This window comes from Flavobacterium okayamense, from assembly GCF_019702945.1.
Classification (GTDB): Bacteria; Bacteroidota; Bacteroidia; order Flavobacteriales; family Flavobacteriaceae; genus Flavobacterium; species Flavobacterium okayamense.
The window spans coordinates 1,578,694-1,592,438 of sequence record NZ_AP024749.1; the positions used below are offsets into that span (position 1 = coordinate 1,578,694).

The following is a 13,745-nucleotide window of genomic DNA, read 5'->3' on the forward strand; positions in this document are numbered from 1 at the left end:
ATTCTTGTTTAATAGTTATGTGAGTAATTATTGAATGTTGAGCTGTCGGATGTTGCCGCATCCGGCAGTTTTTTTATTGTATATGTTCGTAAGCTTTTAAGGTTAAAAATTCGTCTAAAGTTTCGCTTAAAATCATCTCGGTAAATAGTTCGGTTGCTAATTCAAATTTTCCATTTTTATATCTTTCTGTTCCAACATATTCTTTTATTTTGGACAATTCTTCAGGAATAAATTTTCTATATAAATCTGCTGAACAAGTAGTTCCATTGTCTAGTATAACTTTCTTATTTAGCCAATGCCATAATTGTGCTCTTGAAATTTCTGCCGTAGCGGCATCTTCCATTAAGTTGTATAAAGCAGCTGCACCTACACCCATCAACCATGATTCTATGTAAAGAATTCCAACATTTATATTTTTTCGAACGCCATTTTCGGTTACTGTTCCTTTTGGTAATTCTAATAGTTGTGCTTCTGTTATGTTTAGTTCGTTACGTTTAATATGCATTTGATTTTTGGTCAGCATATTTTCATTAAAAACTTTCATAGCAACTGGAACTAAAGCTGGATGCGCTACCCAAGTGCCATCGTGACCATTTTTTACTTCACGTTCTTTATCGGCTATAACTTTATTAAATGCAATTTTATTTGCTTCGTCATCATTTTTAATTGGAATTTGAGCTGCCATTCCGCCAATGGCCAAAACATTTCTTTTATGGCAAACTTGGATAACACGAAGTGAATACGCATTCATAAACGGACTTGTCATAGTAACTTGATCGCGATCTGGCACTAAAAAGTTTGATTGTTGATTTAATTTTTTAATGTATGAAAATATGTAATCCCAACGTCCGCAATTTAATCCTGCCATGTGGTCTTTTAATTCATAAATAATTTCGTCTAATTGAAAACTAGCGGTTATGGTTTCTATTAAAACAGTTGCTTTAATTGTTTTTTGATGAATTTTTAAAAATTCTTGTGCAAATACAAAAACATCATTCCACCATCTCGCTTCTTCATAATGTTCCAATTTTGGTAAATAAAAAAATGGAGCTAAACCTTGTTTTAGTAAATTATGTGCATTATGAAAAAAGTATATTCCAAAATCGACTAATGCACCTGATAGTTTTTCACCATCAATTTCTAAATTTTTTTCATCTAAATGTAAACCACGTGGTCTTACTAATAAAGTTGCGGTTTCTTCGTTAAGTTCATATTTCTTGCCGTTTTGTTCTAAACTAATGGTTTTATTAATAGCATCTTTTAAGTTTTGTTGGCCTTCCATTAAATTGTCCCAAGTAGGAGAGCAGCTGTCTTCAAAATCAGCCATAAAAACTTTTGCACCTGAGTTAAGGGCGTTAATAACCATTTTACGATCAACTGGTCCTGTAATTTCGACCCTTCTATCTAATAATATTTCTGGAATTGGAGCGGCAGTCCATTCACTTTCTCTTATAGATTTTGTTTCTTTCAAGAAAGAAGGAACCTCGCCTGAATTAAATCTTTTTTGCTCTTTGTTTCTATTTTCTAGTAACTCTAAACGTCTATGATTAAATTTTAGATGAAGTGTTTCTATAAAAGCTAAAGCTTCTTCATTTAGAATATTTAAATATTTATTTTCAGTTTTAATTTGAATGTTTTGAACTGATGTTTCCATAAGTATTTGTTTTTGATTCCGATACAATATTATAAAATTAAAAAATACAAAACAAGCGAACGTTCGCAAAAATGTAAAAAAAGTATAAAAATTGTTTTTCGCAAAAATGTATTATCTTTGTTTTGCTAAGTAAAATAGAGCCTTCGTTAAATTTTTGTTTGCCTAAAAAAAATAATAAAATGATTGAAGAGGAATATATTCGATTAATTTTTGGTTTAAAAATGAAGCAAATTCGTTCTGATAAGAATTTGTCTTTATTTGGTTTGGCTAAACTTACAGGTTTGTCAAAATCGTATTTAAATGAAATTGAAAAAGGTAAAAAATATCCAAAACGTGATAAAATTGTAATCTTAGCCGATGCTTTAGAAACTAATTACGATAATATGGTTTCTTTAAAACTCGATAAAAATTTAGCGCCAATTGGAGAAATTCTTCAATCAAAAATTTTGAAAGAAATCCCTTTGGATATTTTTGGGATTAAAGAAAGTGATTTGATAGATATTATAGCTGAAGCACCTTTAAAAGTAAACGCATTTATTAGTACACTTTTTGAAATTGCTAAACATTATAATTTAACTCGTGAAAGTTTCTTTTTAGCAGCGTTACGTTCTTACCAGGAAGCGCATAACAATTATTTTGAAGAAATTGAAAATCAAGTAGAAAAATTTGCAAAGGCTTATTCTATTGATTTGTCAAAGCGATTGCAAGTTTCTGATTTAGAAGAAATTTTGATTGAAGAATATGGTTATACGATTAATAACGAGGAGTTAACCCAACATAAAGAATTGAATAATTTACGTTCTGTTTATGTTCCGAGTTCAAAAACTTTATTGGTTTCATCTGAAACTGATGATTCACAGCGATTGTTTATTTATGCTAAAGAAATTGCATATAACTTTTTAAATATTTCAGATAGGTTATTTACTTTTTCTTGGATAAAGTTTGAAAGCTTTGATCAGGTTTTAAACAATTTCTTAGCTTCTTACTTTGCTGGTGCATTATTAATTCCGAGAAAAGAATTAGTTGAAACTTTGAAAGAATATTTTGAAAAACAGGAGTTTACGAATGGTGCTTTTCAAAAAATGATGCATCGATTTACTGATTCTCCTGAGACTTTTTTTCAAAGATTAACTAATATTTTGCCAAAGGATTTTAATTTAAAAAATATATTCTTTTTACGATTTGCATATAAACCTCAAAGAGAATATCAATTAACTAAGGAATTACATATTACTAATTTATTGGAACCACATGCAAACGAAAGAAATGAACATTATTGTAGAAGATGGGTTTCTATTCGAACATTAGGAGAAATTGCAAATAATAATTCCGATAAAGAAGTTTTTGATGCTCAAGTTTCGTCTTATGTTCATACAGATAATGAATATTTCGTACTTTCTTCTGCTACAAGAGATCCATTTAGAAGTGGTTATTATAGGAGTATTGCCTTAGGAATTATGATTTCAGCACATTCTACAAGCAAAATTTCATTTTTAGGTAGCGAAAAGTTAAAACGAAATAAAGTTGGAGTTACCTGTGAGACTTGTGCAATTTTAGATTGTAAAGAAAGAGTAGCGCCGCCAAGAACTTTGGAGCGAAAAGAACGTTTTTTAAAGACCGATCAAATTGTTCAGGATATTATGGAAAAATATAAATAAAAAAAATCCGCTTTAAAAGCGGATTTTTTTATGATGTTTTATTTTATTAGAACATTTCTCTTCCTGCGAAGTGGAATGCACCTTCAATAGCAGCATTTTCATCAGAATCTGAACCGTGAACTGCATTTTCTCCGATAGAAGTTGCATATTTTTTACGGATAGTTCCTTCTGCAGCTTCTGCAGGGTTTGTAGCACCAATTAATGCACGGAAATCTTCAACTGCGTTGTCTTTTTCTAAGATTGCAGCAACAATTGGACCTCTTGTCATAAATTCTACTAATTCTCCGAAGAAAGGTCTTTCTGCGTGAACTGCATAAAATTTTTGAGCATCAGCAACTGTTAATTGCGTTAATTTCATTGCTACGATTCTGAAACCACCTTCAGTAATCATATTTAAAATTCCACCGATGTGTCCTTTTTCAACAGCATCTGGCTTAATCATTGTAAATGTTCTATTACTTGCCATTTTTTTAAATTTTGTGCAAAGGTAATATTTTGCAGTCTAAAAACAAGGTTTTTTAATTATTCTTTGATAGTTCTGGCAACTCTAAATCCGTAAAACTCATGCGTTTTGTTTGGTAAAGTTGAAATTCTATTCGCAGGACGTAAATAATTAACATGACTATCCCATGAACCACCTCTTACAGATCTTCTTTCCCCCATTTCTGGTCCTTTAGGGTTGTTTCCATTTTCAATTTTATAATAGTCTTTATTGTACCAATCCCAACACCATTCCCAAACATTTCCACTCATATCGAAAACACCAATTTCATTTGGCAATTTAGTTCCAATTGTGTGAGGAGATTTTTTGCTAATTTTTTTGTGCCAAGCTACATCGTCAGCATTATCGCTACCGCTATAACGAGTTTTTTTACTTTTGTTTCCACCTTTTGCAGCATATTCCCATTCTGCTTCAGTAGGTAAACGGTAACCGTTTGCTTTAAAATCACAAACATAATTTGGACCTCTCTTAGAGTAAACAGGTTGTAATTTTTCTTTTTTACTTAACCAATTACAATAAGCAATTGCCTGTTCCCAAGTAATGTTGTTGATTGGGTAATTGTCTTTCCAACCCCATTCTGGTGTTTCAGGCATTTTTAAACGGTTAGCTTTTGTAAACTGTTTCCATTCCCAAACTGTAACTTCAAATTTGCTTAATTCAAATGATTTTACAGTTACATCGTGTTCTTTTTGTTCATCGTTTTCAGCTGCTACATCATTATCCTTAGAACCCATTTTAAATGTTCCTCCCTCAACTTTTACCATATGATTTTGAGCAAAAGTAATGTTTGAAAAAATTAATAGAGATAAAGCAATTAGTGCTTTTTTGAAAGTTAAAGTAATTTTTTGCATGGTTATGAAAATGTTAAAAATTTCGGGTGCAAAGATAATTAAAATTTAACATTTTCAAATTTTTTTGTTTAAAATATAAAAAAAACGACTTTTTAGTAAGAAAAATTAAATTAAAAGTGTTTTTTATCGATAAAAGTTGCATTTCATCGATTTTACAGGGTATGAATATTGAAAGAATTTGAGAATATTTCAAAATCAGCTAGTAATTTATGTATTAATGTCTCACTATCAATATGTAAGCAAACTTCAGAAAAATTTAATTTTCGTTCTTGTAAGGATTGATTCGGGAAAAGTTGATTTTGTAATTCTATAATTTGATTTAATTCTTCATTATGTTTTCTCTTTTCAGCTTTTAATAAACGCTTTTCTAATTTATCTAAACCTTTTTTCTGTTTAGTCTCTTGTGCGTTAACCGCTCCTATAAAAGACTTATCTGTTTGATTAGCAATTTTTCTTAAGTCTTTAAATTGATCTGTTAAAAATTCTTTCTGTTTCGAAAAGTCAAACGAGATAGTTGAAAGCTCATTTGTTTTATTTTTAATTAAAGTGTTTTGTTCTGAAAATAAATCACTCCAATTTAAGTTTAGTTTAATCCTTTTCTTTTCTTGTTTTTCAGAAACTATTAAAACAGAGTTTCTTAGTTGAAGGATTGGAAAGGGTATTTGATTTTTTTGAAACATTGTTTTTAGTTCTAGCCAATAAGCGATTTCACCACCACCACCTATGTAAGCTAGGTTTGGCAAGATTACTTCTTGGTATAATGGACGTAAAATTACATTTGGACTAAAACGTTCAGGATAATTTTCTAGTTCTACTAATATTTCTTGCTCTGTAAATTGTAAAGGAGTGTTATTTATTTTATAAAGTTTGTCTTCAAAAACGATACGTTCACGCAAGGTATCTGTAATGTAAAATAGATTTATTTCCCTTGGATTAACTTGAATTTTATAGTCTTCTAGAAGTTTTGATGTTTCTAAAACCTTTAAATGATTTTCTCTATTAACCAATTCATCTTTAATGTATGGGGAAAATATTTTTTTTAATTGAGAATCATCACCGTCTATTATCACAAGTCCGAATTCTTTAAATAATTCATTAACTAAAAACCGAGTAGCTTCTGCTAAATTCTCATGTTCTAAATAAGCATTTTTAAAAAGATTTTTTATAAACTGTGCTTTTTCTCCTAAATTTAAATGTTTTGAATACTCTTCAAAAACTTTATCTAAACCTTCAGTGGATAATCTGCCTACAGGTCCTGTCGATTCTTTGTCCCAACTTACTTTTTTTTCTTCAAAATTAAAATGATTAATCTCTTCAAAATCATGGTCTTCAGTAGCCATCCAATAAACCGGAACAAAATTGTAATTAGGATATTTAGTTGAAAGTTCTTTAGCTAATTTAATTGTGGTTACAATTTTATAGATAAAGTAAATAGGACCAGTAAATAGATTTAATTGATGTCCAGTAGTAACGGTAAATGTTTTTTCTGAATCTAGTAATTCTATATTTTTTTTTGTTGCTTCAGAAATTTCACTATTTAAGTATTGATTTTTTAACTGAGTTACTAAAACTTCTCTGTTATTTAAAGGAAAATTTTGTTTTTCTTCAATTTGAAATTTGAAATTTTCAATGGTTGGAAACCTATTGTAAAGCGATTGTATTTTTTTTTCTTGATTTAAATAATCTACAATTAATTTTGAAAAATATCCTGAATTTTGAAAAGTAATACAGTCGCTTGGCATACAATTTTATTTTTTGCTAAAATACAAATTAAAAAAATGTATCCTCAAATTTTAATAAATCCTTAATAACCTATAACAGTTATTTTAGTATAAATTTTGACAGGTGATTTAATTACAGAACTAGAACCATAATTTATAGGAGTTTCTGTATAACCTTTTAAATTTTGATATATAGTAGCTTCTTTTAACCATCCAGTTTTTGGGATAATTTTATAAGCTCCCTCCGTGGTTCCATTCAATGTAATAGGATTTACATTGTCTTCTTTTGAAATTGTATTAATATTACCATCAAAAGTAATGATAGCATATTTGCTTTTATGTTTTTTTAAAGTCATTTCAGTACTACTTTTAAGCGACAATTCGTTATTTGTTAAGAGGTTGTTGCTTTTCCATTTGTCTTTTAAAGCAACCTCCTTTTTTGGATAAAAATTATTTCCAAAAAGCTGCATGTTTTTAAAAGCCTCTTCGCCATAATATTGTTTTAAATTAACCAAGATTGATTGTTTTTGTGGTTCTGAAATATTGGGAAGATTATCAAAAACTTTGGAAAATATATTCTCAAATTTTGCAACTCTTAGTACTTCACCATTTTTTGCAACTTCCATTGTGAAATCTTTATTCATCATGTTTTTAAAAATTTTATTAAAAACATTAGTAGTGTCGTTATCGGTAGTACTAAAGATTATTGTCTGTGCAGGATTATCAATTTTTAAATAAATTGAAATTAATTGTGCCCTCAAAATCATACTAGAATCTGTCTTTTTGACTACTTTATATAAAATTTCAAATGCATTTCGAGTTCTTATATCTACTTCTTGCCCATTTATTTCTTGTTCGATATCCATATCAACAATAGTTTTTTGTCGATACGTTTTTCCATTAGTCAAGTTAAGTTCGTAAGAATATTTTTCTTTACAAGAAGTAAAAAAAATGACGCTCAGTATTAAAATTTTTAATTTCATATTATCTTTTTAAGCTAAAATGCCCTTTAAATTCTTTTCCATTTTCTCTTATAACTACAAACCAGTAATCGTTTGAGGGTAATGGTTCTCCTAGATAAGTTCCATCCCAACCCTCAGACAATGAACTTAGTTGTTTTAAGAACTTTCCGTATCTATCAAAAATTTTAATAGTTAGGTTTGGTTCATTTTTAGAAAACTTGATTCTCCAAGCATCATTAAAACCATCTCCATTAGGTGTGAAAAATTTTGGATACATAAGTAAATAGATGTCTTCAGAAGCTATTCCACAACCATTTTTATCTCTTACATAAATAGTGTACTCACCATTTGGAAGGTTACTAAATAAATTACTTTCCTGGAAATCAATTCCATTTAACGAATATTCATAATCACCAGCACCTGAAACATTAATTTGAATGTAGTTTTCATTTTCAGTCCAATCATCTGATTGAATTGAATATATAGTGGCAATATTTGAATTTACTACATTAAAAGTATAGGATGAACTACATGTTACCGAGCCATGATTTTGATTAATTACAACATTGTAATTTCCTGGTTGCGAAACAGAAATTGAACTTGTTGTTTCACCAGTCGACCATAAATAAGAGTCATAACCACTATTAGCACTGATTATAATTGAACTTCCTTCGCAAATAGGCATTGTATCATTAATATTTGCTTTAGGTTTTTCTACAAGTGTAAGAGTTAGTTCTACAATTTGATAACAAGTATTTGGCGATTCAATTCTAACATAAAATGTATTGATACCTAAAACTATATCATAGTTAAAATAGTTGTTTATAAGATCAGAAGATAATTGGTTTTCTGCTCCATTTAAAGAATTGTAATATGTATAGATGTTTCCAGTCGAGTTCAATAAATTTGATTCGTAAACGCTTAGGTCGACATTTTCAAAACTATTATTCTGCTCGTCACAAATTATTTCAGAATAATTATTGGCATTTAAAGTATTTATTAATTGAATAGTTATGGCTAAACGGTTAATACTCTCGCAATTGTTTAAAGTTTGAGTTGCGTAATATGTAGTTCCATCAGTTAATAAAGTCGAATTGTTTAAAGGAATTGTACTATTAATACTATCATACCATAAGATATTTGAACCATTAATTAAAATTGAGTTTAATGTTGCGTTTTCTGTGCTACAAAAACTTTGTGTTGTTTGAATTGTTGTTGGAGTAGGCGTATTATGTATAGTAATTGATACTGGAATTCTATCGCTCTCACAACCATTAATAGTTTGTGTCGCATAATAATTTGTTCCGTCAATTAAAACTGTATTATTTGGCAAAATGTTTCCGTTTGTTTGAGCATCGTACCAAGTTATATTTTGTCCAGTTATTGTTATATCATTTAATGTGGCATTGTCATGATAACAGAATTCTTGTGGTGAGTTTAGAGTTGGATTTGCAACAGAACTAATTATTATATTTTGAGTTTGTGTTGTAGTATTTCCATTTCCATCATTATAAATCCATGTAATGGTGTGATTTCCAGAAGTTGAATAAGTTAAAGGATCAGTTGTTGTTGCACTAATACTACCCGAACAATTATCAGTTGCTGTAGGAAAAGTAGAAATAACAGTGTTGCAATCACCATTAATACTTGGAAGGTTTTGAATATCTGGAATTGGAGCTAAATTGTCTCCAACAACTACATTAAGGATTATTGTATTGTCACAACCACCAGTTCCAGTTATTTCACAAGAATATTGCCCACTATTTGAAGTTGTAGCATTAAGAATTGTTGGGTTTTGATCGGTTGAAGTAAACCCATTAGGTCCTGTCCATAAATAATTAGTCCCTCCTGAGGCTGATAATTCTAAATTATTTCCTATGCAAGGATTTACTGCAGAAGCTTGTGGAGATGAGAGGCAATCTTGGAATTTTGCTAAGTACGTATTATATATTCCTCCTAAACTGTTAAAAGTTGGATTTTCTTGATGTGATCCAATCGATGAAATACCAATAGTGCTATCAGTATTGCCGAGCAAGTATATAAAATCATTATTGTCAATTGATATTTTATTATTCACTTTGTCAGCGCCATTGTATCCTTCAGAATAATTTCCCCCGAAATAAGTGCCCCATACTCTTTGTCCATTTTCATTTAGTTTTATTGTATAAGAATCGGAATATTCTGGATTTTCCTTGTATGCTCCGAGCGTTGAAATACCACTTGTTTGTGAAGTGCATCCATGAAAGAATATATTTTCACTAGAATTAACAGCAATATCCTGAATTATTTCACCAAAATATGTTCCCCAAATAAGATTTTGATTAATTATGTCGAATTTTGCTATGAAAGAACTGTTTCCATAATTAAGAGGTAAGTGCTGAAAGCTTTCATTAAACGTACCAATACTATTGAGATTGTTTGGGTTATTTGTTACTCCAATTATATATAGATAATTATTTTTTAAAATAGATTTGTTTATATTACAAAATGTTAAGCCATTGAAATAGCTCCCCCAAATTTTATTACCATCTGGGCTAAATTTAGCTATCAAACCCGAATTGTATCCAATTAAATTTTCATTATAACTACCATTAGTACTTATGTTTTCAGAACTTCTTGTGAAACCTGTAACATAGATATTACCATCGTTACCTAAGTTAATACTTTTTATTTCGTCATTTTGATTCCCCCCAAAATATGTTCCCCAAATTCTATTTCCAAAAGTGTCAAATTTTACAATAAATCCATCGCTGTCTAAATATCCAGGAGCATGATTTTCTTGATAACTATTCTGCGTAGCAATATTTTCTAGACTATTAGCTTTACCAACCATATAAATATTGTTTTGATTATCAAAACATACATCAAAAGCACGGTCAGAACTATTTCCACCATAATAAGTTCCCCATTCTCTTAATCCTAAAGAATTCAATTTTACTAAATAAGCGTTGTCATAATAACCAGAATGTTGTGGTTGGTGGCTGTTTGGAGTTGTTACATCATTCACATTACTGCCAACATATCCTCCGAATAAAATATTAAAATTAGAATCTACATTTAAAAATTTTGGTACAACACAATAATAAGTTCCCCAAATTCTTTGCCCATTTGTGTTAAATTTTACAATAAACCCATTACCATTATAATATGTATAAGAAGAGGAGGTGAAAGACCCTTGTGTAGCAATATTATCAGTACTTCCAGTAGAACCTGAAATATAAACATTATTAAAATTGTCATTACAAATGTCGGTAGAATAATCCCCTCCATTTCCTGAGTAATATGTTCCCCACAATCTTATTGGAATAGGATCTATTAGAATAGTATTATTACATAAATTCAAATCTCCTTTTAATCCGTAAACATTATTTTTTATTTTTTTATATTTAATTTTTATTTCTTCTTTTTCATTCTTGTTTTCAATCCAACTTAAAGGAATAGTTTCTTCCATTTCTCCAAATTTGACTTTCATTCTGATTTTATTGTCTATAAGTTTGGTTTTGGCTCCTTTAAATTTTAGTTTAATGTCTGATACCTTACCGCCCGGTCTTACAATAAAATTATATTCAACAACTTTTGTGGAGTCTTTGGGTATAAAGAATACCACATCTATTTTGTTATAAATATTTTGATAGGTTATTTTTTGGTATTTATGAACTTCAGTTATTCCTTCAGGTGCATGGGTAACATTATAATAATTTTCATAATCGCTAGATTTTTCTTCAGCAATTATTTTTGAGTCTTGATTAGCATTTACAAAGTCAACATCAATTCTATGAAAATTATATTCTAATGAGTGTTCAGGAAAATTATTTGATTCTGTATTTGAATCTCTATTAATTCCATAAAACTCTTTATCTTTTTTTGTTAATGGAACTTTTTTAGTTTCATATATATCATAAGAAAACCCTTTTTCTCTTATTTGTACATTAAGACCAGAAGTGTTTAAAAGGTATTTTACTTCTTTGTTTTCTTTTAAGTTTTGATCAACAATTTGCCCTTTGTTTTCAATGAAACCAATACTTTTATTGTTTTGGGCAATAAAGTTTATAGTTTGAAATAAAAAAAAGAATAAAAAAAGTCTTTTCATATTTAAAAAATTTTTCGCAAAAATATAAACTTTAAAGCATTATCCGTTATTTAGTTAAAACAATTAATTAAAACTTTACATTTGTAAAATTTTTGATTTGAAAAACATCCTTCTCATAACGCCACCTTTTACCCAACTGAATACGCCGTATCCAGCAACTGCTTATTTAAAAGGATTTTTAAATACCAAAAGTGTTCCTTCCTTTCAAATGGATTTAGGAATTGAAGTTATCTTAGAATTGTTTTCAAAAAAAGGGTTACAAGAGATTTTCGATTTTGTCACATCGAGCGGAGTCGAGATGTCTGAAAACTCACAAAGAATTTATTCTTTGCAATCTGATTATGTAAAAACAATAGACTCGATAATTGCTTTTCTTCAAGGAAAAAATCCTTCATTAGCTCGCCAAATATGTAGTGGTAATTTCCTGCCTGAAGCATCTCGTTTTGCTCAATTAGATGATATGGAATGGGCTTTTGGAAATATGGGAATGCAAGATAAAGCGAAGCATTTAGCAACTTTGTATCTTGAAGATTTATCCGATTTTATAGTAGAATGTGTTGATGAAAATTTTGGTTTCAGTCGTTATGCTGAACGTTTAGGTAGAAGTGCGAATTCTTTTGACGGATTATATAAAGTTTTAAATAGTAAACCAACATATATTGATGAATTAGCTCTTTCAATATTAAAAAGTAGAGTTAAAGAAACTCAACCAAAACTCATTTGTTTTTCGGTTCCTTTTCCAGGAAATTTATATAGTGCGTTTCGTTGTGCACAGTTTCTAAAAAATAATTTTCCAGAAATTAAAGTGGCAATGGGAGGTGGTTTCCCTAATACGGAATTACGTGATTTAAAAGACGAAAGAGTTTTTGAATTCTTTGATTTTATTACTTTAGATGATGGCGAATTACCTGTTGAACTTCTTTACAATTTTGTATGTTCAAGCGGAGTCGATAACTCATTAAAAAGAACATTTCTTTTACAAAATAATCAAGTAATTTATAAAAACAACTCGACTTTGAATGATTACAAGCAAAGTCAAGTTGGTACACCAGATTATTCTGATTTGTTATTGGATAAATATATTTCCGTAATTGAAGTAGCAAATCCTATGCACAGTTTGTGGAGCGACGGTCGTTGGAATAAACTTACCATGGCGCATGGTTGCTATTGGGGAAAATGTACGTTTTGCGATATTTCGTTAGATTATATTAAGGTTTACGAACCCATTCATGCTAAGATTTTAGTCGATAGAATGGAGGAAATAATAGCGCAAACTGGTGAAACCGGATTTCATTTTGTAGATGAAGCAGCACCACCAGCGTTAATGCGCGAATTAGCTTTGGAAATTTTACGTCGAAATTTAGTTGTGACTTGGTGGACAAACATTCGTTTTGAAAAAAGCTTTACACGAGATTTGTGTTTTTTATTGAAAGAATCAGGTTGTATTGCAGTTTCGGGTGGTTTAGAAGTAGCTTCCGATAGATTATTAGAGCTCATTAAAAAAGGAGTTACTATTGAGCAAGTTGCACAAGTTACTCGAAATTTTACTGAAAGTGGCATTATGGTCCATGCCTATTTAATGTACGGTTATCCTACGCAAACTATTCAAGAAACAGTAGATAGTTTAGAAATGGTGCGTCAAATGTTTGAACTTGGTATTTTACAAAGTGGATTTTGGCACCAATTTGCCATGACAGCTCATAGTCCAGTTGGGTTAAATCCGGAAGAATTTGGTGTAGTTCCCGATCTAAAAGAGATTTCGTTTGCTAATAATGATGTTGAATTCAAAGATAAAACCGGAATTAATCATGATAAATTCAGTTTCGGATTGAAGAAATCACTCTTTAATTATATGCATGGAGTTTGTTTTGATTATGATTTGCAAGATTGGTTCGATTTTAAAATTCCACGGACAAAAATTCACCCTGATTATATTCAAGAATGTATTTCTAAAGAAGAAGATTTCAAAATAAGACAAAATGCTAGATTACTTTTTTTAGGTGAATTACCAAGAGTTATATACACTCAAAAACAGAAAAAAGGAAAAGTTTTTGAAAATATAATAATGTATTTTGAAACCAAAAGCAGCTCATTTTCGCTAACTTTAGAAAAAGAAAAAGGTGAGTGGTTGATTGAGCAACTTAAAAACATTCATATAACTTCAGATCATAAAATAACTCTTGCTGTTTGGAAAAATAGCTTCGATGAAATTTTTGGTGATTTTGAATTATTTTGGCATTCAAAAAATATTCAAAAAATAAAACAAAATTCATTACTTGTGTTGTAGTCAATGTAAAAAAAACAATA

Annotated in this window: 8 protein-coding genes; 2 read left to right on the forward strand and 6 right to left on the reverse strand. The window is 29.6% G+C overall.

Features of this window, described 5'->3' with window-relative positions:
* Positions 1-73: 73 nt before the first annotated feature.
* Entirely contained in the window at positions 74-1,654 is a 1,581-nt protein-coding gene (aceB, locus tag KK2020170_RS07280) for a malate synthase A (protein WP_221257679.1), read from the reverse strand.
* 179 nt (positions 1,655-1,833) lie between these two features.
* Between aceB and KK2020170_RS07285 the strand changes: the two genes are divergently transcribed.
* Positions 1,834-3,312 (forward strand): helix-turn-helix domain-containing protein, encoded by a 1,479-nt coding sequence (locus KK2020170_RS07285; RefSeq protein ID WP_221257680.1) that lies wholly within the window; start codon positions 1,834-1,836, stop codon positions 3,310-3,312.
* 46 nt (positions 3,313-3,358) lie between these two features.
* Here KK2020170_RS07285 and KK2020170_RS07290 read toward each other — a convergent pair whose 3' ends face one another.
* The 5 genes from KK2020170_RS07290 to KK2020170_RS07310 form a co-directional block, all read right to left on the reverse strand.
* On the reverse strand, positions 3,359-3,778 hold the full coding sequence (locus KK2020170_RS07290; RefSeq protein ID WP_221257681.1) for a nucleoside-diphosphate kinase: 420 nt from the start codon (positions 3,776-3,778) through the stop codon (positions 3,359-3,361).
* Between the two features lie 56 nt (positions 3,779-3,834).
* The gene (locus KK2020170_RS07295; protein WP_221257682.1) at positions 3,835-4,665 is read right to left on the reverse strand and encodes a formylglycine-generating enzyme family protein; all 831 of its coding nucleotides are present in this window, start codon (positions 4,663-4,665) and stop codon (positions 3,835-3,837) included.
* Between the two features lie 152 nt (positions 4,666-4,817).
* Complete coding sequence (gene bshC / locus KK2020170_RS07300) at positions 4,818-6,407, reverse strand: bacillithiol biosynthesis cysteine-adding enzyme BshC (RefSeq protein WP_221257683.1); 1,590 nt, start codon at positions 6,405-6,407, stop codon at positions 4,818-4,820.
* 62 nt (positions 6,408-6,469) lie between these two features.
* On the reverse strand, positions 6,470-7,369 hold the full coding sequence (locus KK2020170_RS07305) for a DUF6263 family protein (RefSeq protein WP_221257684.1): 900 nt from the start codon (positions 7,367-7,369) through the stop codon (positions 6,470-6,472).
* A gap of 1 nt (position 7,370) precedes the next feature.
* A complete protein-coding gene (locus tag KK2020170_RS07310) occupies positions 7,371-11,438 on the reverse strand; it encodes a DUF7948 domain-containing protein (protein ID WP_221257685.1) in 4,068 nt (1,355 codons plus the stop codon).
* Positions 11,439-11,535: 97 nt separating this feature from the next.
* Between KK2020170_RS07310 and KK2020170_RS07315 the strand changes: the two genes are divergently transcribed.
* The gene (locus tag KK2020170_RS07315) at positions 11,536-13,725 is read left to right on the forward strand and encodes a B12-binding domain-containing radical SAM protein (protein ID WP_221257686.1); all 2,190 of its coding nucleotides are present in this window, start codon (positions 11,536-11,538) and stop codon (positions 13,723-13,725) included.
* Positions 13,726-13,745 lie beyond the last annotated feature (20 nt).